Source organism: Stieleria neptunia (assembly GCF_007754155.1).
GTDB classification, from domain to species: Bacteria; Planctomycetota; Planctomycetia; order Pirellulales; family Pirellulaceae; genus Stieleria; species Stieleria neptunia.
Map to the genome: position 1 here is coordinate 6,457,393 of NZ_CP037423.1, position 23,933 is coordinate 6,481,325.

Genomic DNA, 23,933 nt, shown 5'->3' on the forward strand with positions numbered 1-23,933 from the left:
TCCCTATCCCAGCAGACTGCCGCAACGGACTCTTCAGGCACAACGTGGCGGAAACACCACTGTACAATCGTAGTCGTACACAAGGCTGATTAGGATCCAAGACAGCGTCGCAGCGACGAAGGAGATCGAATGACTCGACTTTTGGGGTGCCTCGTACTGGCGGCGGTGTTCACCGGCATGATCAACGCCAGTGAACCGTTCTCTCCGTTGCGGGCTGAAGACGTCGATCGACTGCGCGGCCGTGTGTCGATCGACGGTCGTGAATTTGCGATGGAATTGGTCGATCGTGATCAAGACGGCGTTTTCGCCGGACAGGCTGATCGGCTGTTGATTGATTTCGATGACGACGGACGATTGCATCCGTTGCGTGAAAAGTACGCGACCAATCGGCCGCTGCGGCTGCGCGGTTTCGACGCCGCCGAACACTTCGAGCTTCAGCTGCTGGAAAATCCTTGGCGGGCGCGACTGATCCCGATTCAAGGCATGGGCAGCGTGGAAGCCCGATTGGATGGGTTGCAAGAGGACGCCGTGCTTTCCAAGCTGACAGCGACGTTGGTCTCGAAAAGTGGAATCCATCGCACGATCGATTCGTTGCACGAGGCGATCTCGATCCCGGTGGGCAGCTATCGTCCGGAAGAGGTGTTGATCGAAGCGAATGACGGTCGTTATTGGGCGATCGGATTCCGCAACAGTGATATCAATCTGGCGTATTCGATCGAAATCACGAAGGATCAGCTCACGCCGTGCGAGTTGTTGGGCGGACTCAACCTCACTGCCCGCGTCGCCGCACGTGACTATTTCAAAGGCAAGCTGACGGTCTTACCGAGTTTTGTGACCGACACTGGACTGACGCTCGTCGACTGCCGCGTCGGACAATTGGAACCGAGTGACGAGAGCCGATTGGTGGCCTCGCTCGTCGGCAATGACGACGCCCAGAAAGTTGTCGATCGGCGCAGTTCAGGATTTGCGTGTGGGTCCTTGTGTCCACTGGTCTTTGAGACCCACGACTTGATCGATCCGCAGATGGATCTTGTGTTGAAATTTGATATCGGACCGTTGGGCGGCGTTATACGACACAGCGCTCCGGTGCGATCGACGGGGTACCAACCACCGGGGAAAACAATCAAAAGATGAATCGCATGAACTTTGGCCGACCCATGGCGGCACTGACGTTATCCGTTTCCTTCGCCGTTTACGGGCTCGCTGCGGTCCCCGCATCGGCAGCCAGCAATCCTGACGTGGTCAAGATCCGAGTTCTGGATGCCTCGGGACAACCACTCGACAGCGCGACGATTCACATGGTCGGATTGTCGGGCTCGCAGGACGTGGGAATGTGGCACCAGACACCGGGCAGCCTTGCCGTACCGGCGATCGGCAGCGGTGAGTTTGAAGTCGCGATCGATCACGAACAGCAACAATTCTTGCATCACGATCGAGTCTTGATCGTGGTCGCCGCGCCTGGGCATCGGATGAAAGCGCGCGAAGTCCTTCAGACCCGCTTGCGTTGTGGTGTGCCACTCGAAATCCAGCTCGATCCAGCGGCAGCGGCCACGATCGAGGTGATCGATGACAATGGAGCTCCCGTCGTGGGGGCGCGACTCGCGCCAGCGGTTTGGGGCACCACCGTGATACCAAAATTTGAAGGGATTCCGGAATCTGCTACCACCGATGCCCAAGGCAAGACCCGAGCAACGTGGATTGCCCCGTCTCGTTTGGCGATGGTTTATGTGTGGGGCGAATCGATCGGTTCCCAACGATTGCCCCTAACTCGCAGCGACGACGGACGGGCTCGTCTCGTGACCCTGCGGACTCGCCAAACGAAGGGACGCTGGACCGCAGAAACCGAACCCGACTCCGATTCGGCGTTTTTCACCACACCGGTCACGGTTGCATCGTCGCCCCAGGAGTTTCGGTTCACGCAGGGTGCAACCCAGCCTTACACGTGGGGAACCACCTCGCTGCGCACCGATGGCACGCTTGCCCCGCTGCAATTGACTCCGGGAAAACTGGCTTGCAATTCACAGATGCCGGACAACGTCTCGTTAACAACCAAGCATGAACTCAATTCCACTGACTTGACGGACGATGTCCAGTCGTATGTGATCGAGTGGTTCGATGGCATTCGCGTGCGTGGTCAGATTGTGGACGAACAATCCGGTGATCCGCTATCCGGTGTCAATATCCAGCATTTCTCATTTTCTCACCCGGATAACGTCACCGGCGACGATGGGACGTTCCAGATTTGGTTTTCCCCGGGTGAACGGATTTGCTACTTCCCGATCGATGCACTCGGACGACACATCAAAGCGGGCGGCTTTTACATTTATCCGCAACAGTTGCCGGTCGACGGAAAATTGCAATTGGATCCGCTTCCCATGCAACGCATGTCGGCTGCAACCGGCCGAGTCGTCGATCAACAGGGGCATCCCGTTGCAGCGGCCCAGATCGATTGCCAATTCAAAGACGAACGCTTCACCCGCACGCAAACGTTGTTCAGCAATGCCGAGGGCGAGTTTCGCTTCTTTAGCGTACTTGAAAACGCGACGGTGCATTTGACCGCACGCAACGACCACGCGATGACCGAACAAGCCGCATCGGTGCAATTGTCGCCCGACGCAGAGGTGGAGTTGCAAATCAATCCTCGCCACGCTGTGACGATCCGTGGCCGTGTCGTGGATACCAACGGCAGCCCCATCGAGACCGTCAGTGTGACGGTGCGGACGCCCGAAGTGCTGCAACAAGAACTCTACAACGGGCGTGACGCCTTTACCGTCAACCTGTTCGACGAAAACTCGCCGATTACAACCGATCAACGGGGTGTGTTTGAGTCACCAGCCATCATCGATTGGAAATGCGACGTGTCCGTTGAGTTGAAGGCACCAGGCTATCGCACGACAGCCACCTATTGGCGAGACGCGGCCATTGCCGGAAACGAGCAAGCCGATCTGGATTTGGGAACGATCAAAATGCGTCCCCAATGGAAAACCATCGACCAACCGATTCGGGTGATCGACGCGGATTCAAAACGTCCCCTCCAGGGTGCTCGGATCGCCTGTCGCGGCGTGTACGTCGATCATCAACGGGGGCGGAGCGATGAAGACGGTCGAGCGATGTTCTCCATCCCCGATAGCACCGCCGTCTTTGCCGTGCATCAAAACGGTTACCACGCCGCCGTGGTGGTGCGTCGGGCGGGCCAACCACTCGGCCCGATCGAGTTGAAACGGCTTGATGCAGCACCTCTTTCGCCGCCACTGCTGCGACTCCAATCCGAAAGCCAAGTCGACGCGGCAGGATTTGCCCGTCAACTGATCAAGCGTTTTGAAACGCCCAAGCCCAGCGACACGTTCCACCGAATCTCCAGCTACTATCGTACGCTTTCGATCGCTGATTTCGAAACCGCGTTTGATGAACTCACCGCGCTCGCGCAGTCGCCCGACATGAAATCCTCCGTCGGAATGATACTGATGCAAATGGACTGGCTAAGCGTCGAGCAAAAAAAGCGAGTGCTTCCGTTATTGGACAATGGCGCGGCATTCTCCCATTCGCTATCGCTGGCCGATCAATCGGTCCAGTCCGAAGAACGGCTCGAACTACTCGGCGAAGCCCTCGTGTTGGCGCGACAGCAGACCGGCGACCCGGCTCTGGTTTCCGCGGGTCGTCTCGCTGCCATCTTGTTGGAACTGGGTGAGACCGAGACGGCAAACGAACTGTTGTCTGACGCCTACACCGATCACCCCAAACTGGACCAAATCCTGGCTTCCGGTGAGCGGGAAAAGGTTGCCGGTGTTGCCCGGTACTTTTTGCCGGCCTATGCGTCGATCGCCCCCCAGAAAGCATCGCAACTCATTCGGCTGACTGCCTACGCCGATGAGATCGATCGATTGCAGACTCTGGCGGTGCGATTCGCCACCGAATATGGCGATCAGCAGCCCCAATCGCTCTGCAAACAACTGGGACTGGAACAATTGTCCTCGCGTGGAATGACGAACGGTTTGCTGGATCTGCCGCATCGTGATGTCGAGCGTGGTTTGGCCCTTGCCGAGTTGTGTGACGGCGGCCTGGGCAAAGCAGACTTTCTATTCCATCTGGCAAAGACATCCGATGCGGACATCACGACCAAAACGACTCTGGCGCGTCGGGCGCTAGAGATCATGGAGTCGCCCGTCGAGGGACCGATGATTATCCAGCCCAGGCATTGGTTGGCCGAACGCATCGAAGAAGTCGCAAAATGGAATCCTGCCCTCGCCGAAGAGTACTTGTTTGCTTCGGTCTGGGTCGAGAATCGGTCCAGTCGCATCACGCCGTTCTTCCCCACCGCGACACTGGCAAAGTTGCTCGCACCGGTGAATCGAGACGTTGCCAAGGCTCTGGTCGAACCCTGTTTTGACGACTGGTCTTGGTTGTTTGGCCAACGCGATCAGTCTGTGATGTTTTCCCAAGCCTTGCCGTTGCACGCCGCTGCGGCGATCGATCCCGACTGGACCCGTGGTTTGATCGAAGACCTGTTGGAAAATCACATGGCCGAAAACGAATCTCGGAAGTTACTGATCGTTTCGGGAATCGTCACATCGCTGGTCGAATGAATGACGGTGGGTGCGGAACGCGTCACGCGTTTCGTCGGAACCGAGTCGTTGAAAGTCCTGACAAATTCCGCAACACGTCGGCCAACCGTTCGTATTGTTCCAAGCTGTTGTAGACCTGGGCGGAAATTCGCAGACAGGGAAGCGTGCCGTTGAGCAGAAAGATTGGCACCTCGATGGCATGTTCGTGATAGAGCCGATGCTGCAACCCCTTCACCGCGTCACCGTTACCGACGCGATCGGCCGGCAAAGGAACCGATGCCAGAGAGCCGAGCATCTCCGCCGGCGCGGGAAGGCCACAATCGATTGCATCCAGCAACACTTGCCGCCCCGCCAGCACGAGCGCGTGATTGTCGCGCATCAACTGCGACAACCCGCCTTCTTTCAGGCCTCCTAGAAACTCGATTGCCGTCGGCACCGAAAGGATCGGCGTCGGGTCGTACGTTCCGACCCAATTGAACTCTGCTAGAAACGGGGTCTGTCCGAGCCCCGGCGAATTCGCACCGTGGCTGATCGTGGTCGGATGGACCTCAGGCTGTAATTCCCGCCGCACGTACAGAAATCCCGACGTCTTGGGGCCACACAACCACTTGTGATGATTGGCGGTGTAGTAATCCGGATCCAACTGTGAAAGATCGACGGGCACCATCCCGGGGGCATGTGCCCCGTCGACCATCACGCGAACGCCACGGCGATGTGCCAGTTCAATCAATTCTTTGACGGGCAGGACCAAGCCGGTCGGACTGGTGACGTGGTCGATCAACAACAACCGCGTCTTGGGCGAGAGCGTCGCATCGACCGCTTCGATGACCTGAGCGTCGGATTCAACCGGGAACGGCAATTCGGCGACCGAGACCCCGGTACCGCAACGCTCGGCCGCGTAACGGACGGCGTTGTTGCAAGCGTTGTAGCCGTGGTTGGTGATCACCACTTCGTCGCCGCTTGAAAACGGGAACGATCGCAGCACCGCATTGACGCCTTCGGTCGCGTTCCGCACGAACGCCAAATCAGCCGCGTCGGCCCCGACCAGACCACCGATGCAATCACGGACCCGATCCAGTTTGGGCAACAATGAACGTTCCGGCCCCAGAAACTCAATCGGGTCGCGTTCAAGAAGCTCGATCCAACGGCGTTGCGTTTCCAAGACCACGATCGGCGTCGCGCCAAATGAGCCGTGATTCAGGAAATCGACATCGGGGTTGAGACGCCAGTGTTTTCGAAATGCGTTTGACAAGTGATTCCTCGCATCACGCCAAAATCGGCTCGATCAGTTCTCCATGCACGTCGGTCAATCGAAAGCGTCTCCCCTGGTACTTGAAGGTCAATCGTTCGTGATCGATTCCCATCAAGTGCAAGATCGTGGCGTTGAAATCGTGGACGTGAACTCCGTTTTCGATCACGTTGTACCCGAATTCATCGGTCTGGCCATAGCTGATCCCCGGTTTGATGCCGCCACCGGCCATCCAGGTCGTGAAACAGCGTGGGTGGTGATCTCGTCCGTAGTTGTCGGCCGTCAACACGCCTTGTGAATACGACGTCCGCCCGAATTCCCCACCCCAGATCACCAGGGTGTCGTCAAGCAATCCGAGTTGCTTGAGGTCTTTGATCAGTGCCGCCGAGGGTTGGTCCGTTTCCTTCGCCTGCCCGCGAATCCCCTTGGGTAAATTCGAGTGCTGGTCCCAGCCCTGGTGATACAACTGAATGAACCGCACGTCCCGCTCGGCCAGTCGTCTGGCCAGTAGACAATTCGCGGCAAACGTTCCCGGCTTGCGCGCGTCCTCGCCATACAGCTGGAACGTCGATTCGGGCTCATCGGAAAAATCGGCGACGTCGGGCACACTCGCCTGCATGCGAAACGCCATCTCATACTGGGCGATCCGCGATTCAATTTCGGGATCCAACTCCTGTGCGAACTGGTGTTGATTCAGCTCGTTGATCGTATCCAACTGGGCCCGTCGACGGTTCCGGTCGACGCCCTGCGGATTGGACAGATACAAGACCGGATCACTTCCACCGCGGAACTGAACGCCTTGGTATTTAGAATCCAGAAATCCATTACCCCACAACCGCGCGTACAGGGGTTGGCCGCCTTGGCCGGCCGACACCAGCACGATGAACGCGGGCAGATCATCGTTGACGCTGCCTAGCCCATACGACAACCAAGCGCCCAGCGACGGACGTCCGGCGATCTGCGACCCCGTTTGAAACATCGTGATCGCGGGGTCATGGTTGATCGCCTCGGTGTGCATCGATTTGATAAAACACACGTCGTCGGCGATGTCACGATGGTGCGGCAACAGATCACTCAGCCAGGCGCCGGACTGTCCGGCTTGCGAAAATTTGAACTGAGACCCCGCCAGCGGCAGCGACGATTGATTGACCGACATCCCGGTCAATCGCTGCTGACCGCGCACCTCGGCTGGCAGCTCCTGGCCGTTCATTTGGTTCAACAGCGGCTTGTAATCGAACAGATCCTGCTGCGCCGGGCCTCCCGATTGGAACAAATAAATGATCCGCTTGGCCTTTGCCGGAAAGTGCATCCCGCCGGTCTCTGCCGACGCGTCCGACTCGTTGCCGAGCAAGCTGCGTAGCGCGACCGAACCGAGTCCGACACCGGCGCCACTGCTTTTAAGAAACAAGCGACGATTGGCCGCCATGGGATGACGGCGAGTGTTGATGTTCATCGATGGTCCGTTGGTGGTCAAAAAGGTGTCCGACACCTTTTTGGCAGACTGGGTAAAATTTTGCAAAAAAGGTGTCGGACACCTTTTTTTGAACGTTAGCGTTTCCAGACGGTTGCGTCCAAGTTCATGATGGCTTGGCAGACGATGGTCATCGCGGCGAGGTGTGGCACGGGGGCGTCCTGTGAACTCGGTGACTGCCCGATCGCAACAAGCTCCGCGGCGCGCTGTGGATGCTCGCCGAAATAGGTTTGTTCTTGTTCCAGCAGGGACACCAGATGCGTCACTTCGTTCTCGTCCGCTCGGCGACCGGTCAGCTTGGCAAACGCGAGTTGAATGCGTGCCATGTCATCGCTCTCACCCATCACGCTCTCCGCCAACGCGCGGGCGGCTTCGACGAACTGGACGTCGTTCATCAGCACCAAGGCTTGCAGCGGGGTGTTGGTCCGTGATCGCTCCATCGTGCAAACCTCCCGCGTCGTCGCGTCGAGCGCCAACATGTTCGGCAACGGAGCGGTGCGTTTCCAAACCGAATACAAGGATCGCCGATACAGCGCCGTACCGACCGACTGCTGGTAGGGCGGTGACATGCCATTGGATTCACGCCACAGATCCGCACCGGGCTGGTACGGCGAAACCGGCGGGCCGCCCTGCTGCTTGTCCATCAACCCCGATGCCGCCAACGCCAGATCACGAATTTGTTCGGCGGAGAGACGGTTCGATGGCCCCCGGGCGAGCAACACGTTGTCCGGATCTCGTTGCAGCTTTTCCGCGCTGACACGGGAATCCTGGCGATAGGTTGATGACAGCACAATCTGTCGGCACAGGCGTTTGACGTCCCAGCCATGATCGACGAAATCGCGTGCCATCCAATCGAGCAACTCAGGGTGCGTGGGCAATTCACCCTGCAACCCAAAATTTTCGGGCGTCGCGACCAACGGGCTGGCAAAGAAGCTTCCCCACAACCGGTTGACGGCGACACGCCCGGTCAGCGGATTTCGCGGGTCGGTGACCCAGCGGGCCAATCCCAACCGATCGCGCGGGGCGTCGTCTGGGAACGGCAACCCGAATTGCGAGAACGTGTCTCGGTCCACGCGCGTGTCTTCGTTTTTCGGTGCATCGTATTGGCCGCGGGCGAGCACATAGGCCGGCCGGGCGTGCTGCATCTCTTCCATGATCGGAATTTCATTCATCGCCTCCTCTGCCATCACCACCGCCTTTCTGGCCGCGGTCAACACCTGCATCGCCTCTCGACTGGGTGGATCGATTGCGGACGCAAAATAGTCCTTGGTCGGTCGGATCGGCGCGCCGGTTGCCAGATGTTTCAATTCGGGCGCCGTCAACGCACGATCATAGACGCGGACGTCATCGATCAGACCGCCGGCGAAACCACGGTCGCGAAAACGCTGGCCCACGACAAATTCTCCGCCGTGATCGACCACAACGTTGGCTTGTTTCTTGACACGATCACGCAAGATTTCCGTCTCCAGCAATTCGCCGTCGAGATACAGTCGCAAGCCGGCGGCGCGGGAGGAACCGTCGTAGGTCGCGGTGACTTGGTGCCACGAGTCGGCGGGAATCGGCGCGATCGTTCGAACCGCCATCGCATTGCCCGGCCACACGCGAGCCATGCGTGATTCGAGGTGTCCATTTTCGATCGTCAAATCCCAGCCGTTGTACCCGCAATCGGTCCCCCGGGTGTGATGCGCGATCACACTTCGATAGGGCGTTCGCTGGACATCACGCAACGTCACGACGACCGAGAATGCGGTCCAACGATCGAACGACGGCACACCATGCGTCGTCACCCCGCGTTCGCCATCGAGAGCGATCGCCCGCCGCGGGACGTCAATCCTTGCCGGGCCGGCATTCGATTGATCGCCCCCGGTGTTGTCGAGCGAATCAGCAGCTTGATCGGCGCCGACATCCTTGCCGTCCGAGGCAATCCTTGGGTCCAATCGCGGGATCGAGCAATCCACCACATCCTGCAACGGTGACATCGAAGTCCACGACCGATCCGATTGCGACGGGTGGTAGACGTCTTTGATCGTGTTATCAAAGTCGACGTCAAAACCGATCGCCAATCGCAGATCCGCAATCGTCGGCTGGTCGTCCGATTCGGGTTTCCATGATGCGAAACGCTGTTCAGATCGTTTCAACGTCGCGGCGTATTGTTGTTCGGCAATCCGCAACTGGTCGCGCGCCGCCTGCAACGTTGCCTCTTGCTCGGCGGTCGGCAACAACAACGAAGGACAGGGAACTTTTTCGGTGCGATCGTAGACACCGCTTTCGTCGATCGAATTGAAGAACGCCGACAACGAGTAGTAGTCGCGCATCGGGATCGGGTCGTATTTGTGATCGTGACAGCGACAACATTCCAGGGTCAGCCCCAAGACGGCGGTGCCGAAGGTGTGAACGCGATCGGCGACATTTTCGATTCGCCATTCTTCGAACACCGCGCCGCCTTCGTTGTTCAGCCGGTGGATCCGGTTGAACGCGGTGGCCAGCTTTTGTTGACGCGTCGCATCGGGCAACAGATCGCCGGCCAGTTGCCACGTCAAAAATTGGTCATAGGGCAAATTCTGATTGAGCGCTTCGACCACCCAATCGCGATATGGCCATTGCGTATTCAACTTGTCGCTTTGATAGCCATAGGAATCGGCGTAGCGGGCGGCGTCCAACCAAGAGACCGCCAGGTGCTCGCCGAAACCGGATGACTGCAACAGCCGATCGACGACGGCCTGGTAAACTTCGTCTTGATGGCCACGGTGATCGTCAGCGGCAAGCGCCTGATCAAAGGCTTGCATTTCTGCCGGGGTCGGCGGCAATCCCGTCAAGTCCAACGTGACGCGACGCAGCCAGCGCCGCGGTGCGGCGGGCGGGTTGGGCAGAAGCTCTTCCCGCTGCAAACGCGACAACACAAACCGGTCCAACGTCTCGCGGCACCACTCGACTTCATGCGGACTCGGCACCGCCTCCGTCTCGGGTAGTGGTGTGAACGCCCAATGGTCGGCGTACACCGCGCCTTCGTCAATCCAGCGTTTCAGCGTCCGCTTTTCCTTTTCGGTCAGACTGAGATTGGATGCAGGGGGCGGCATCTGAAGATCCGCGTCGTCGCTGTCAATCCGGTCGATGACCTCGCCGGATTCAATCAAATCGATCGCTTCCTCGCGGACGTCAAGCCGCAGCCCGGCTTCGCGATGTCCTTCGTCCGGCCCATGGCAAAAGTAACACTTGTCCGACAGGATCGGACGCACGTCACGGTTGAAGTCCAAATCTTCGGCCAGACAATGCCACGACGGAACGGTGCAGACGACCAAACCGCAGACGAGAACGACGAACGAGCGAACCATGTTGAATTGAACCATCCAGAGATGTGCAAATCGGGGGCGACGTGAAAACCATCGCGGGGCGAGTCTGGCCCCATTATCGCCGATATCGACACCGGCGTCTTGCACCGGAAAAACGCAGTTGTGTAAAATTGCGGCATGGCAAATACCAGCATGCAAGACCGGTTTTACCAGCGTCTCGATCCCCAGGGGCAGATTTTGGGGCTCTTTGATCTGCTGCCGAGTGTTTCGTTTTTTGTCAAGGATCGCCGCGGACGGTTCATTGCGCTCAACCGTCGTGGTTGCGACTACTGCGGCGTCGCCAACGAAGAAGACGCGATCGGACGCACCGACCACGACTTTTTCCCCAAGCGACGCGCCGACGAGTATCGCGCCGACGACCTGACGGTGTTGGAGACCGGGCGCGCGATCCGGAACCGCATCGAAAGTGCCCCGGAAGCAGAAGGTTCACCGCGACTGGTGATGACCAGCAAGATTCCATTGCGGGATCGCAACGGAAAGGTGATTGGGATCGCCGGATTCTCGCGCCAAGTCGACCAGCTTCGTTCACCCGGCGGGACAGTCGCGGCGTTTGCCGACGTGATCGCCCACCTGCACCGACACTATGACGATCACTTGACGACTCCCGAATTGGCGACGATGGCCGACCTGTCGGTCAGCCAGTTCGAGCGACGATTTCGAAAAGCGTTCGGCTGTTCCGTGCGACAGTACCTGGTTCGCGTCCGCGTCGAAAACGCTGCCAAACGATTGACCGAAACCCGGCAAACCATTTCGCAAATCGCCCTGGCGACCGGGTTCTATGACCATGCCCACTTCAGCCGCAGTTTCCGACGGTTGATGAAGCTTTCTCCGTCCGAGTACCGGCGGCAATATCAGTCAACTTCACGGTGGGGAAGAAAATAGGGGGGAAAGCTAGACCAGGAGGTTTGGTCGGGATGTGAAAACTATCCCGAGGGGGAGGGTCATTCAACCAGAACGCATTGGTCATTCGGTACAGAAAGCCCAAAAGCGTTCTTCTGGTGAAAGCTCACTCACCGCAGGGGTGACGCTCCATTGGGCCGACAGGGTGATCCGTAGGCTGGGTTGCATGCGTGGCGGTGTGGACTACGGCAAATCAACGTCAATGGACATTGGATTGAAACCGGTTGCCGACAGAAGAACGATGCAGGTGTGCGCTTTCGAAGCGGGCATCACGCGTGCTACGTTATTCCGTTGCCGCGCAGCACGTTTGGCTTCCTTGGTGCAAATGGATGAATCGCATCCGTCGAAACACGCGCTCGCGATCCACGACTGTATGATGAAGGTGAGTCGATCAATCGATCGTTCGAACGGAAGAACGAGACACGACACCACCACACAAACCTCGCAGACGAGATGATGTTTCGGTGAACCGCTGTCGGTTGATTGATGGGCACCGCATGGAAGAGGCGTCGGTGTTCGTTTTACGTTGTATTGCAAAGAAGGGGCTTTTTGTGATCGTTGAGAAATCGAAACCAGACTGGGATGGTGATTCAGGCCGCGAGCCCCTTGCGGTGTCTCAGCCGACGAAAGTGGATTCCGCGCGTGATCGAACTGCAGACCTTCAGGACTTTGTTTCTCACCTCCGCCGGGACGCAGTCGACGATCCGATCCACTATCTGATCCGCAGCAACACCTCGTGTGACGGCGAATGACCCACGGCATCGACTTCGGCACCAAACGGGTTGCCGATTGTGAGCGGCAGGGCGCAAGTCCTCCGGTCGTTCGAGGGGCGTTTGAGCCGCGACCGGACGGCTCTCGGGCTGTCGTTTTTGTCGGGTTCTGCTGAGTTAATGGTGAGCCGCTGGCCGTAAGGCCTCGGGCAGGCGTCGCAGTGCCCGGCCGCTTACGCGCCCGCGGCTCATTAAATCGACCGCCCGCTCGCGCCGTTCCGCCAGCACCGTCGTGCCAAAGTCGGTGCAATCGAGCCGCCCCCCGCCGAGGCTGCACTTTTTCTAGCGAAACCGAGAAAGATCCCCAAATTTTCTTTCCGGCCGCCCCAAGAATGCGATTTGGGTGCCGAACAGGAGAGCGAAACCCGAGCCGACCCAATGAAGGCTCTTTTTGAACGCCAATTTTTGGGGATCTAAGTCCATGTTAAAGAAAGCCATCGTCGCCGGCGGTGCCGTCGCACTTTTGTCAAGTTTGGCCGTCGGTGTTCCGCTGGCCAGTTACACCCGATGCGGGGTCAGTTGGCTCCGCGATTCTGCCAGCGATGCCGTCCCCCTGGAGTGGGAATTGAAGCGGGCCCGCCAAATGATCAGCGATTTAAAGCCTGAGATCACCGACAACGCCAAGCGGATTGCCCGCGAGAAGATCGAAGTCGTCCGACTGGAAAAACAGTTGAATGAAACCGAGTCACGACTGGCCTCGGCCCAGAACGACATCGAACGATTGACCGGCGATTTGGAAGGCGGCAACGAGTACTTCACCTACGCCGGACGCACCTACACCTCGGTGCAAGTCAAAGACGATTTGAAGAACCGCTTCAAACGCTTCAAGACGCGCCGCGCGACCGCGGACAAGCTGCAACAAATGCTGACCGCTCGGCAGTCGACGTTGAGCGCGGCACAACATCGCATGGAAGAAATGCTGAGCGCGAAACGTCAATTGGAAGTCGAGGTCGAGAACTTGCAAGCACGCTTGGGGGCACTTCGCGTCGCCCAGACCGCCAGCGAGCTGAGCTTGGATGACAGCCACCTGTCCCAAACCCGTCGACTGCTCGACGAGATCGAAACCCGCATCGACGTCGAAGAGGAGACGATGAGCGTGGACGCGGAATACTTTGGTGAGATCAACTTGGAAGATTCCGGCGACGAAGACCTGCTGGACGACATCGCCAACTACTTTGATTCCGAGCCCGGCCAGTCCAAGGCGCTTGTCGCCATTCAATTGAACTGAATGTCGCGCCCGTTTGCGACGTCACCTGTTCGCCGAAGTAGTCTATTCGCGAACGTTGCTGGAAACCTACGCTTCTCCTCTGCTCTTGCCCGATGAACGAAACGATCCGCCCGACGACCGAACCTGCCCAGACGTCCGCGTGGCGTTTGTGGATCGATCGTTGCGGCGGGTTCGCGTTGCTGGCCGGTGACCGTCTGGCCGTCGGCGGCGCCCGCCCGGATTCAACGACCGACATCCAGGTCCGGACCGATTGGCGGCGCCGCGAAGGAACGTTGGTTCGCCGCAACGGTGACTATTTCTGGACCGCGGCGGAGGATGAAGAAGCCGCGGGCCGACAGGATTCCGCCGGCCGATTGCTGGTTTCCGACAGCGTGTTTCCGATCTCGGGTTCGGCCACGTTGCGGCTGCATCAGCCTTCGCCGCTGTCGCGTTCGGCGGTCCTTTCGCTGGATCCGCCCCATCGGTTTGACCAACACATCGACCAGATTTTGTTGGTCGATCAAACCATCTTGATCGGGCCCAGCGTCGGCGACCATATCCGCTGCACCGCCGTGGACACTGCGGCGGTGCTGGTGATTCGCGACCAGCGCTGGCAGGCGAAACTGAGACCCGGCGCGTCGACGGACGGATCGTCGCGTCGCACCAATCGACCGCAACCGGTCGACCTTGTCCCGGGACGCCGAGTCTCGATCGGTGAACTCGACATGATGTTGGAAGAAGTATGAAAACTCTCGCCCCCGATACTCGCACACTCGTTGGCCGAGACATGACCGAACCACCCATCGACGCGGCCGACGATGCCGCCCAGCAACCCGGCATCGGCAATCCCCACGGCTCTCCGACCGACAGCGAGGCGGAACGCGGACAGCGTCAGAAAAGAAAAAACGGTCGGGGACTTGCCGCCAAGTTCTTCCGCTGCTGCCAACCGAAGTCCAGGGGGGAAGCGCGGAAATCGAGCGACCGGGAACCGCAAATTCCGGGTGACGGTTCCGCGAATGGGGATAGAATGCAACCTGCGTTTCGCGAAACTTCGCTCGGATCGCCCCCCGAAAATCGACCGATGTCCTTCACCTATGCCCCCGGTGCTCAGCCGCTGCCGCCGTACACGATACGGCGTGGAGTCGGTGTGGGCGGGTTCGGCGAAGTTTATTTTGCGGTCAGCCAGGCGGGCAAAGAAGTCGCGCTCAAGCGGATTCAACGCAACCTGGAAATCGAGCTGCGGGGCGTCTCGCAGTGTCTGAACCTGAAGCATCCGAATCTGGTTGCCCTGTACGACATTTGCCGGGACGCCGACGGTGGGTCTTGGGTGGTGATGGAGTACGTGGCCGGGGCGAATCTGCGTGAGGTTCTGGACCGCAACCCGGATGGATTGCCCGAACCCGAGGCGCGGCGTTGGTTTGCCGGCATCGCCGCGGGCGTGGCCCACCTGCACGGCGCCGGTTTGGTCCACCGCGACCTGAAACCCGGCAACGTCTTCGATGATCTGGGCATCGTGAAGGTCGGTGACTATGGGTTGAGCAAATACATTTCGTCGTCGCAACGGGGCGGCCACACCGAAAGCGTGGGCACGTTTCATTACATGGCCCCGGAAATCGGCCGTGGCAAGTACGGTCGCGAGATCGATGTCTATGCATTGGGAATCATCCTTTACGAACTGCTGACCGGACGCGTGCCGTTTGACGGAGAGAGCTGTCACGAAATCATTGTCAAACACCTCACCGCGCTGCCCGATCTGTCCGGGGTGACATCGCCGTATCGGGAAACGATCCTGGCGGCATTGGACAAGGACCCGGCGAAACGACCGGCCACGATTGCCGAGCTCGTTGCCCCGCTGGGACTGTCGGTGTCCGACGCCGCTGCGGTCCCGACGCTGGTCAGCGAGGTCGCCGGGGACGCACAGCCGCTGCAGGGCCAGGGGCGTGATCACCGGCAACACGCTGCTTCGGACACCATGCAGCCGGCGGAAAACTTCGCCCCGCTGCTGGGACTGGAGTATTCCGATTCGGCGGCGGCGTCTCCGGCCTCGGCCGACGAACCGCTGCTACGAGCGATCCGCTCATCGGCCCACGATTTACGTGCCTGGTGGAAATCGCTGGAGCAATCGCCGCGGTCGCGATTTTGGATCGGCGCCTTCCTGGCGTTTGTGCTGTTCATCAACACGCATTGGTTGTTGCCCGCGCTTTCGATTCTGGGTGCGTTCTACGTGCCGTACTACATCATTCGACAAATGGTGCTGCATTCGAGTGAACAGCCCAGCTATGCCAAGGCGCATCGTATCGCGTCACAAGCCGGTCCGTCCAACAAGGCCCGGACCAGGCAAGAATGGCGAAGCGAGGTGCGTCATCTGTTGCGGGCCAAGCACAATTTGGTGCGGATGGCGGAGTTGAATACCTCGTGGATCGCGTCGTCGTTGACGGTGTTGACGATGGCGGTTGCCGCGGGCGTGATCGGGCTCCGCAGTGGCGATGTCAGCGCCGTCGACGTGGCACCGTACTTCTGGATGGGATTGGTCGTGCTGGTCGGCGCGCAGGGCATCCTGGGACTGGGAAAACTTTGGGAACGCGATGACGGCGAAGGGCTGCCCAGGCGGTTGGTGCTGGCCGGCGTCGGCGCCGGAGTCGGCCTGTTCGCCTATGCATTGAATGAATTTTTCCTGCTGTCGCTGGTTCCCGGCGGCAGCGAAATGCTGGGCGCCGAATTGCCGCAAGCACTGTATCGTGAGGATTCGACGATCCGGGCGTCGGGCATGATGGCTCACTTCGCCTTGTTGTTCGGCGGCATCCGTTGGTGGAAGTCGGTTGATCCGCTGCGGCGAACCCGATTGAGTCTGTGGAGCGTGGCGGTGGTGTGTGTCGCTGCCTGGGGAGTCCAGCAATTGATTCCTGTGCCGCAACCGATGGGATTGTTGGTCGCCGGCGGGCTGGCGATGGCGACACAAATGTCGGCCCCTTGGATCAACCCACGCATGTTCGCGGCCAACCCTTGGCCGAGACGCAAGCATCCGTCACCCCGCCTTCGGGAGGCAAACGTATGAAAACGCTCTTTCCCGCCGCCTCGGCCTGTTTCGTCGTCGCGTTTGTCGCGTCGGTCGGACTCGCCGAATCGTCTCTCGAAGCCACGGCCAACCGCGCCGGTGAAACCGTATCCGAGCAGCCGCGTGCCGAGTCATCCGCGTCGGCCGACTCGGAGTCGTCCGCCAAGCCGAAACGCGCGGAACTGTCGGTCGCGCCGATGGACCACGTGACCTATCCCGACGATCGACCGGGCTGGATCGAAACCGAGCCGGACCTGCAATCCCCCGTCCATAGTTGGGTGGTCACGACCAGTGGCGCCGAGACGATGGAACAGTGTGAAGCGGAACTGGAAGTGCTCAAGCCGGCCGCGGTGGCGCTGTACATCAAGGAAACGACCGGGTGGCTGTGCGACGATGCGTTTTTAGATCAGCAGTGGATCGAAGACGAACTCATCGATCGGCGGTATCTCGGTACGCTGAAAATGGGCGACCGCGAATTGTACGAGATCGCGGTCGAGCTGAAGTTTGATGCCGACAGCCGAAAACGAATTCGAAGGGCAATGAATAACTCCGTCGTCGGTGAGCGATTGCGGGCGACGGCAGGACTGTTTGCGTTGGCGCTGGTCGGACTGTGCTGCACCGGAGGCGTGCTGGGGGTGTTCAGCCGCCGTTACGCGTCCTAACCGATCGCGTCCACCGCGCGTTGATTCGATTCAGACGCACCCGGCAGCGATTGGGTCGCTCGCCCGATTTCGAGACCGGTACGATGTGAATCAGCGGATTTTGCCCCACTGGCCGCCTGCGGTGGGATAGCCGATCGCGTACACCTGTCTACAATCTGCGGTAAGCTTTCCCATTGGTGATTCCCGGGCCAGGCAGCAGAAACGATGATCATGACAGATGAAATTGCCCCCGTTTACAATGCCGCGACGATCGGAGCGGACAGTATCCTGCTCGTAGACGACACGTTGATTTTGCGTGATCGACTGGCGATGGCGCTGCGGCAACGCGGGTTTCGCGTGCAGACGGCCGGCAGCTATGACGAAGCGGTGGAAGTCTTCCAGCACTCGCCCACCGACCTGGCCGTCTTGGACCTGAGAATGCCGGGCCGATCGGGATTGGATTTGCTGCGGAAATTGTTGCAGATGAATCCGAATGCACGAATCATCATGCTCTCGGGGTTCGGCAGCATTCCCGCGTCGATCGATGCAGTCCGCGCCGGAGCAATCAATTTCCTCAGCAAGCCCGCCGATGCGGATGACATCTTGGCGGCGTTTGCCCGCGGCGACGAACCGTCGGTGCCGACCGGCGAAGTCAGTTTCCCGGCGCCCAGTCTGGCCCGCAACGAGTGGGAGCACATTCACCGGGTGCTGTCCGATTGCGGGGGCAACATCAGCGAAGCGGCCCGCCGGTTGGGGATCCACCGGCGGTCGTTGCAACGCAAGCTGCGGAAACGCGCACCGGAAGATCCGGCGAGCCCCGAAGTCGTCGAAGACGACGAACTCGAGTGAAAACCGCCCCACCCGGGGTCTGTCCCCGGAGCGCTATCATCGACCGTCCCCGATCGACCCACCGGGGTCTGTCCCCGGTCCGCTATCCACCGGGGTCTGTCCCCGGAGCGCTAAATAGGACGAATGAGACCTATGGGACAAATGAGTCCTATGCGTCCTCTCTGTCCCATTGGTCCCATTTCGCGCTGTTCTCGATCGACCCATCGGGGTCTGTCCCCGACCCATCGGGGTCTGTCCCCGACCCATCGGGGTCTGTCCCCGGTAGATGCGGGGCGTGTGGGGTTGAACACTTTTCGATCGGAGTGTGACGATTCGCGCAGCCGCGGTCCGCGGGTGTCGTCATTCTGGGTGCTCCCGTTGATTTTGTTGAGGGGATGCCTGGCTGCCATTGGACCCGCTCAATGGCTGAGAACGCGGGATGGGGCCACGGGTCGATGGCCGCTCTGGCCCCGATTTCACCGTCAGAACCGTCAAAAGGTACGCCAATTGCTAAGCAAATTAAAAATCTGGGCGACTTGCACAAACCTTGTTGATGAGCAAAACTTCGCCAATCAGATTGATGTCGCCCCCCCGTACCCGCGGCACCGAACGAGACACCCCTAACAGAAGGAAAACCCCATGAAAGGTCTTCGAATTTTTGCGGCTTGCACGGCGTTGATGATCGGTTCACTTGCCGCTGTGAACGCGTCGGCTGGTTGCTGTGAGCCCGCACCGGCTCCTTGCTGTGAATCGGCACCGGTTTGCTGCTGCCCGCCGCCCCCAGTCCCCGTGACGTTCTGCGTCGTGGATCCCGTGACCTGCTGCAAGTACCCCGTCACCGTTTGCGTTCCCTGCGAATGCGCCGGTGAGATCCCTTGCTACGTCGGCTGCCGCAAAGGATTCCTGGGTCGTAAGATCCTGACGTACAAGTTCCAGTGCTGTGGCGAATGCGTCGACATCGTGATCACCAAGCACGGTCGCGTGATCGTCCGCGACTGAGAGAACGATTAAAGAACAGGTTCCACCGCTTTGGTCTCGCGATCGAAGCGGTAGACCTGTTTTTTTTGTGGGTCGGCGACGTACAGATACTTGTCGTCGGCCGTGATGCCGACCGGTCCGCCCAACGGTTCGCCTTCGAACCACTTTTCCGTCGTCCCATCGGCAGAAAACCGCCAAATCGCCTTGCCGTACCCGTCGGTGACAAAGCCCCCGTCGCCGGTCCAGACCAGACCATTGGGAAACGCGTAGGGGCGACCGCCGACGACGGTTTCGGCGGTGTTCTTCTGCACGTCGATTTTCTGAATCGCTTCGGCGTCCGGCGTCACCGCCCACAGGTTCCCCTCGTCGTCCAGTGACAACCCGCGCGCATTGACACGGGCGACCAACTCGGGCTTTCCACCTTCGATCGGAAGCCGAAACACGGCCCGACGCTCGGCATCGCCGACATAGATCGTCTTGCCGCCGTCGCCGACCGCGATCGCCATCGGAATCCCCAGGTACCCATTATTCAGTGCCACCAATTTGGCGCCGGGCTGCTTGGCATGATAGATCTCGCGGGTCGCGGAATCGCCGATCAGTATGCCCCCATTTGGATGGGGGGTCACGCACCACGGTGCGTTCATCGGCTTGCGCAACAGCGGCGTCCCGGGCGTGAACACCTTGAAATTCTCTCCATCCTGGATCCAAACGCCCGGTAAGAATCGGTCCACGACCAGCAACTTTCCATCATCGATCGCGACCGCTCGCGGGTAATTGACGGTCGCCTTCTCGGTCTCAATCGGCTCGGGGACATCGATCTCCTTGCTCACCACGGCGTCCTCAGCCGCCTCCTGAGCCTGCGCCGATCCGATCGCGATCGCCACCCCCAAGGGGATGGCGAGCAAGGCGACCAGGATGGAATGGTGGCAGGATATTCCGATTGCGCAAAGTTTTCTAATGATCACGATTGGGAGTGCCGAACATAAAACAAGAAATGTACCGAGAAGCGGTTTCTGATGTCGCAACGCCTCCCAGCGGAAAGATTTGGAACATGATAACGTCAAGCCACTCGATTACGCGGGTCTTGCCTGGTCGAAACACGTCGAGTCCTGGAAATATGTCCGCAACCGGCCTTTGCCGCCGCGTTGGCCAGTCTGCCGCGTGGCTTCTGGTGTTCATCGCCGTATTGCCGGTGCTGGTGGTCCCGACGTTGGCCGACGAGCCGGTCGTGCGTGCGGCGGCCGACGTCTTTGAAAGCGAACGCGTCGATCTTTCGGCTGTGAAACCGGTCAAACGAGCGGCGCGCAACGTCGCCGTTGGTCACGCGGTCGAAACCGACGGCGTGGTACGGCCGGTGTCGTATTACGAGGGCGAAATGGGCTACGGTCCCAGCGTCTTTGAATCGAGCTGCGGCTGCGAGACGGTTTGTGATTGTCCGGTGGGCGACGTCTTCGTGGAACCCGGTTGCGGGATCGAAGCGTCCTGCGGGTTTGAAGCGTCTTGCGGAGCCGAAACGTGGATCGAGCCGACGTGTGGATGCGATGGTGTCGGATGCGACGCCTGCTGCGACGGCTACGACCCGACCTGTGGATGCAACGCGTGTCGCGGCGGCATCGGTGGTTTCATCGATTGCTTGTTCCCGCGACTGCGAATCCAGTGGGCCCAACTGGACCTGTTTGCCGGCGTGGCCGGGCACACCGGGCCGATGAACTTTGCCAACATCAGCGCGACGGGAACCGACCGTCGCGGGACGGGCAGCTTTGGGTTCTATGAAGGGTTCAACAAAGGGACCGCGGTTCGCTTTTTCGGAGCCGACATCGCCTGGCAATCCGGAGTTCGCTTCACCCAAAACAATCTTTCCGGAGCCGGGTTCACGGACGAGACGCGGGGCCAAATCTTTTTGACCAGCGGCATCTTCCGTACGGTCGACTACGGTTTCCAGTACGGCTTGGTGTTGGACTATCTGTACGAAGACTGGTACTACCGCAGCGACCTGATTCAGATCCGCGGTGAACTGGGTTGGGTCAATCGCGGCGGAAACGTGTTCGGATTTAAATTTGCAGCCGGCATCGACGACGACACCGCGACCACGAGCGTTTTGAACAACAGCGGAACCGTCATCCGCAATGACATCGCGATGGAAGCGTTGACACAGTATCGATTGTTCTATCGCCAACGCTTGGCCCGCCTCGGTTCCTGTGAAGGCTTCGCCGGCTGGACCGACAATGAGGACGGGTTGCTGGGTATGGAAATCGATCTTCCGATCCACGGCAACTTGCTCTGGAACACCTCGGCGACGTACCTGATTCCCAACGAGGAAACGGGCAGCGGCGGCAGCCAGGAAGAAGGCTGGAATCTGGCGATCGGATTCACCTACCGCCCGGGCGGACTCGGTGGACAATCACGCTACTCACGGCCGCTGCTGAAGGTCGCCGACAACGGAACGATGATGGTCGATCGAAAGTGAGACAGTGACGGCGTTAGCGGAACGGCGCGAGCGGGCCGGTCGTTTTTGTGAGCCGCGACGCTGCCCGAGGCCTTACGGCCAGCGGCTCACCATAGACTCAGCAGATCCCGACCAAATCGACAGCCCGCGAGCCGTCCGGTTGCCGCTCGAAAACATCTTGAAAGACCGGGGGGCTCGCGCCCTGCCGCTAACAAGCGTTGGTTGGACGGCGTCTGTTCCGTCTGATAATCTAAACCGACTCCCCCGCGCCTTTTCCATCAGGCGAATTTTTTTCTTTGTTTGTGCGGCTTGCTGCAGGACGATCGTGGTCAAAAAAAAATCGCCTTCCCAAAGCAAGCAGCCTCCGCCGGAACCTCCCCAGCCACGCCGCACCATCTCCGCTGGCCGGAAGGTCATCCTGAGCGTTGTGGTCGTCGCATCGTTCTTTGTGGTCGTCGAAGCGCTGCTGCGTGTGGCGGGGTATCGCGTTCCCGTGGGCGTCGAGCGAATGGAATTTACGTTTCCAATCGACGACTACAACACGAATTCCCCCCAACCGTTCTTGGCTCGCGACGAGACGCTGTTTTGGCGTCCGCGTCCGGGTGCGCTCGGCCACAACAGCATGGGTTTTTACGGCCCCGATTTCTCTGCCGACAAACAGGACGGGGTGTTTCGAATCGTCTGTCTCGGCGATTCCTGCACGCATTTCGGACCGATCACGTATCCCGACATGTTGCGGGCTTACTTGGACAAGGTCGCGCCCGGTAAGTTTGAGGTCATCAACGCCGGCGTCATCGGCTACACCTCCTTTCAAGGCAAACGGTTGTTGGAAACCGAGGCGATCCAGTGGGACCCCGATTTGGTGACCGTGTACTTCGGCTGGAATGACCATTGGCTGGCGCGAGGGTTTCAGGACAAGGATCAACAGTCGGGCGAATCGACGGTGGCCGACGGTCTAGGAAACGCTCGCCTTTTCCAGCTGATTCAAAGTTTTGTACAGCGTCACCCGGCCGCCGCTTCGGGGATGCGGGTGGAGCCGGAGGATTATCGTGCCAACCTCAGTGCAATCAGCGCGACCTGCCAGGCCAATGGGATTCGTTGTTGGTATCTGACCGCGCCGCACGCCTTCGACATCGGGGTTCCGCCGTATCTGGTCGAATCCGGGGAAGCCAAGAATCTGGAGGACTTGCTTGAGATTCATCGCAGCTACAACCAGATCGTCCGAGACGTCGCCGACGCGCGCGGTGACACGCTGATCGATTTGGAAAAGGAGATCGACCCGATGAATAAGCTGGAGTTGTTCATCGATGATCACATTCATCTGTCGCAACAGGGCCGGCTGTTGGTCGCCAAGCGGATGGCGGACGAACTGCGTGCGTCAGGAGTCTTGCAAGTCGATGCGGACCAGTAGTGGCGTGATCCGTTAGGACCGTCGGACGACAAGTCGCGCCCGATGACAGGCTGGAAGCCTACCCCACTCTCCCACCGGTTTTCAATCTCGGGGGACTTCGATGCCTCGGATCATGGCCAGCAATTCTTCGTCGACGTCGCGTCCTTCGATTTCGGCTTCGGCGCTCAGCTGAACGCGATGGCGAAGTGCCGGAATCGCGACTTCGACCACGTCATCGGGGATCGCGTAATCGCGACCGCCGAATCCCGCCAGCGTCCGGGCGCATTGCATCAACGCCAACCCGGCGCGTGGCGAGGCACCGATGTGAAACGCCGGCCACGAACGCGTCGCGCGAACGATCTTGTTGATGTAGTCGACCAGTGCGTCTTCGACGTTGACCGTCCCGCACAGCTGGATCAGTTTGCGAACGGTGTCGGGGTCGGTGATCGTCCGCACCTCGTTCTCCAGCCGTTCATTCAGATTCACCTGCTTGCTGTGCAGTTTCAAGATTTCCGCTTCTTGGGCTTCGTTCGGGTAGTCGACCTTCAACTTGAACATGAACCGATCCAGTTGAGCTTCCGGCAGGTTGTAGGTGCCTTCGCTTTCCAACGGGTTTTGCGTCGCCATGACCAGGAACGGCTGGGGCACGACGTGGCTGGTTCCGTCGATCGTGACGCGGTATTCCTGCATGATTTCCAACAGCGCCGCGTGCGTCTTGGCGGGCGAGCGGTTGATTTCGTCGGCCAACAACAGCTGCGTGAACACCGGCCCGGGACGAAAGCGAAACTCGCTCTTTTGCATGTCAAACACGGGGGCGCCGGTGATATCCGAAGGCATCAGGTCGGCGGTGAATTGGATTCGGCCGAATTCGCAGCCGAGTGCCCGTCCGAGCGTGCGGACGAACAGTGTCTTGCCCAGCCCGGGCACCGATTCGATCAGCACATGGCCGCCGGAAAACAGCGCGGTGAGTGTTCCGAGCACCAGTTCGTCTTGGCCGACGTACAATTTGGCGACTTCGGCCGAGACCGCTTGGTAGAGCCGTTCCACCGGTTCGAACCGTTCGCTTTTGCCTTGAAACGCAATCGG

At 59.5% G+C, this 23,933-nt stretch carries 17 protein-coding genes; 12 read left to right on the forward strand and 5 right to left on the reverse strand.

What is annotated here, in order from left to right:
* The first annotated feature begins 129 nt into the window (after positions 1 to 129).
* On the forward strand, positions 130 to 1,134 hold the full coding sequence (locus Enr13x_RS22475; RefSeq protein ID WP_145389119.1) for a hypothetical protein: 1,005 nt from the start codon (positions 130 to 132) through the stop codon (positions 1,132 to 1,134).
* Positions 1,135 to 1,139: 5 nt separating this feature from the next.
* A complete protein-coding gene (locus tag Enr13x_RS22480; protein ID WP_197455283.1) occupies positions 1,140 to 4,583 on the forward strand; it encodes a peptidase associated/transthyretin-like domain-containing protein in 3,444 nt (1,147 codons plus the stop codon).
* 22 nt (positions 4,584 to 4,605) lie between these two features.
* On the opposite strand, the gene Enr13x_RS22485 is transcribed toward Enr13x_RS22480, so the two are convergent.
* The 3 genes from Enr13x_RS22485 to Enr13x_RS22495 all read right to left on the reverse strand — a co-directional run bounded on the left by Enr13x_RS22485 (position 4,606) and on the right by Enr13x_RS22495 (position 10,629).
* Positions 4,606 to 5,814 (reverse strand): aminotransferase class V-fold PLP-dependent enzyme, encoded by a 1,209-nt coding sequence (locus Enr13x_RS22485; protein WP_145389121.1) that lies wholly within the window; start codon positions 5,812 to 5,814, stop codon positions 4,606 to 4,608.
* A 13-nt stretch (positions 5,815 to 5,827) separates the two neighbouring features.
* On the reverse strand, positions 5,828 to 7,264 hold the full coding sequence (locus Enr13x_RS22490) for a DUF1501 domain-containing protein (protein WP_145389122.1): 1,437 nt from the start codon (positions 7,262 to 7,264) through the stop codon (positions 5,828 to 5,830).
* A gap of 95 nt (positions 7,265 to 7,359) precedes the next feature.
* Positions 7,360 to 10,629 carry a DUF1553 domain-containing protein gene (locus Enr13x_RS22495; RefSeq protein ID WP_231743711.1) on the reverse strand — a complete coding sequence of 1,090 codons (3,270 nt, stop codon included), beginning with the start codon at positions 10,627 to 10,629 and terminating at the stop codon, positions 7,360 to 7,362.
* 120 nt (positions 10,630 to 10,749) lie between these two features.
* On the opposite strand from Enr13x_RS22495, the gene Enr13x_RS22500 reads away from it, so the two are divergent.
* The 8 genes from Enr13x_RS22500 to Enr13x_RS22535 all read left to right on the forward strand — a co-directional run bounded on the left by Enr13x_RS22500 (position 10,750) and on the right by Enr13x_RS22535 (position 19,032).
* Positions 10,750 to 11,514 (forward strand): AraC family transcriptional regulator, encoded by a 765-nt coding sequence (locus Enr13x_RS22500; protein WP_145389123.1) that lies wholly within the window; start codon positions 10,750 to 10,752, stop codon positions 11,512 to 11,514.
* A gap of 515 nt (positions 11,515 to 12,029) precedes the next feature.
* Complete coding sequence (locus Enr13x_RS22505; protein WP_145389124.1) at positions 12,030 to 12,284, forward strand: hypothetical protein; 255 nt, start codon at positions 12,030 to 12,032, stop codon at positions 12,282 to 12,284.
* A 439-nt stretch (positions 12,285 to 12,723) separates the two neighbouring features.
* The gene (locus Enr13x_RS22510) at positions 12,724 to 13,530 is read left to right on the forward strand and encodes a hypothetical protein (protein ID WP_145389125.1); all 807 of its coding nucleotides are present in this window, start codon (positions 12,724 to 12,726) and stop codon (positions 13,528 to 13,530) included.
* Positions 13,531 to 13,622: 92 nt separating this feature from the next.
* The gene (locus tag Enr13x_RS22515; RefSeq protein WP_145389126.1) at positions 13,623 to 14,255 is read left to right on the forward strand and encodes a hypothetical protein; all 633 of its coding nucleotides are present in this window, start codon (positions 13,623 to 13,625) and stop codon (positions 14,253 to 14,255) included.
* Positions 14,256 to 14,296: 41 nt separating this feature from the next.
* Positions 14,297 to 16,564: a serine/threonine-protein kinase gene (locus Enr13x_RS22520; protein ID WP_231743712.1), complete on the forward strand. Its 2,268-nt coding sequence runs from the start codon at positions 14,297 to 14,299 to the stop codon at positions 16,562 to 16,564.
* The gene (locus tag Enr13x_RS22525) at positions 16,561 to 17,226 is read left to right on the forward strand and encodes a hypothetical protein (protein ID WP_145389127.1); all 666 of its coding nucleotides are present in this window, start codon (positions 16,561 to 16,563) and stop codon (positions 17,224 to 17,226) included. The genes Enr13x_RS22520 and Enr13x_RS22525 overlap by 4 nt, the downstream gene beginning before the upstream one ends.
* A gap of 210 nt (positions 17,227 to 17,436) precedes the next feature.
* Positions 17,437 to 18,054, forward strand: coding sequence for a response regulator transcription factor (locus Enr13x_RS22530; RefSeq protein WP_231743713.1), 618 nt, complete (start codon positions 17,437 to 17,439; stop codon positions 18,052 to 18,054).
* Positions 18,055 to 18,672: 618 nt separating this feature from the next.
* Positions 18,673 to 19,032: a hypothetical protein gene (locus Enr13x_RS22535; protein WP_145389128.1), complete on the forward strand. Its 360-nt coding sequence runs from the start codon at positions 18,673 to 18,675 to the stop codon at positions 19,030 to 19,032.
* A gap of 8 nt (positions 19,033 to 19,040) precedes the next feature.
* Here the strand turns inward: Enr13x_RS22535 and Enr13x_RS22540 are convergent, their stop codons facing one another.
* The gene (locus Enr13x_RS22540) at positions 19,041 to 19,916 is read right to left on the reverse strand and encodes a Vgb family protein (protein ID WP_231743714.1); all 876 of its coding nucleotides are present in this window, start codon (positions 19,914 to 19,916) and stop codon (positions 19,041 to 19,043) included.
* Between the two features lie 212 nt (positions 19,917 to 20,128).
* Here Enr13x_RS22540 and Enr13x_RS22545 point away from each other — a divergent pair, with 212 nt between their 5' ends.
* Positions 20,129 to 21,478, forward strand: a complete 1,350-nt coding sequence (locus Enr13x_RS22545; protein WP_145389129.1) for a DUF6666 family protein — start codon at positions 20,129 to 20,131, stop codon at positions 21,476 to 21,478.
* A gap of 304 nt (positions 21,479 to 21,782) precedes the next feature.
* On the forward strand, positions 21,783 to 22,868 hold the full coding sequence (locus Enr13x_RS22550) for an SGNH/GDSL hydrolase family protein (RefSeq protein ID WP_145389130.1): 1,086 nt from the start codon (positions 21,783 to 21,785) through the stop codon (positions 22,866 to 22,868).
* 81 nt (positions 22,869 to 22,949) lie between these two features.
* Here the strand turns inward: Enr13x_RS22550 and Enr13x_RS22555 are convergent, their stop codons facing one another.
* Positions 22,950 to 23,930: an AAA family ATPase gene (locus tag Enr13x_RS22555; RefSeq protein WP_145392604.1), complete on the reverse strand. Its 981-nt coding sequence runs from the start codon at positions 23,928 to 23,930 to the stop codon at positions 22,950 to 22,952.
* Positions 23,931 to 23,933 lie beyond the last annotated feature (3 nt).

Bases quoted from the DNA above. Each gene is read 5' to 3' on its own strand.
- Enr13x_RS22510 (WP_145389125.1), top strand. From the start codon at position 12,724: ATGTTAAAGAAAGCCATCGTCGCCGGCGGTGCCGTCGCACTTTTGTCA.
- Enr13x_RS22505 (WP_145389124.1), top strand. From the start codon at position 12,030: ATGGAAGAGGCGTCGGTGTTCGTTTTACGTTGTATTGCAAAGAAGGGG.
- Enr13x_RS22525 (WP_145389127.1), top strand. From the start codon at position 16,561: ATGAAAACGCTCTTTCCCGCCGCCTCGGCCTGTTTCGTCGTCGCGTTT.
- Enr13x_RS22480 (WP_197455283.1), top strand. From the start codon at position 1,140: ATGAACTTTGGCCGACCCATGGCGGCACTGACGTTATCCGTTTCCTTC.
- Enr13x_RS22535 (WP_145389128.1), top strand. From the start codon at position 18,673: ATGAAAGGTCTTCGAATTTTTGCGGCTTGCACGGCGTTGATGATCGGT.
- Enr13x_RS22530 (WP_231743713.1), top strand. From the start codon at position 17,437: ATGACAGATGAAATTGCCCCCGTTTACAATGCCGCGACGATCGGAGCG.
- Enr13x_RS22500 (WP_145389123.1), top strand. From the start codon at position 10,750: ATGGCAAATACCAGCATGCAAGACCGGTTTTACCAGCGTCTCGATCCC.
- Enr13x_RS22475 (WP_145389119.1), top strand. From the start codon at position 130: ATGACTCGACTTTTGGGGTGCCTCGTACTGGCGGCGGTGTTCACCGGC.
- Enr13x_RS22545 (WP_145389129.1), top strand. From the start codon at position 20,129: ATGTCCGCAACCGGCCTTTGCCGCCGCGTTGGCCAGTCTGCCGCGTGG.
- Enr13x_RS22520 (WP_231743712.1), top strand. From the start codon at position 14,297: ATGACCGAACCACCCATCGACGCGGCCGACGATGCCGCCCAGCAACCC.
- Enr13x_RS22495 (WP_231743711.1), bottom strand. From the start codon at position 10,629: ATGGTTCAATTCAACATGGTTCGCTCGTTCGTCGTTCTCGTCTGCGGT.
- Enr13x_RS22490 (WP_145389122.1), bottom strand. From the start codon at position 7,264: ATGAACATCAACACTCGCCGTCATCCCATGGCGGCCAATCGTCGCTTG.
- Enr13x_RS22515 (WP_145389126.1), top strand. From the start codon at position 13,623: ATGAACGAAACGATCCGCCCGACGACCGAACCTGCCCAGACGTCCGCG.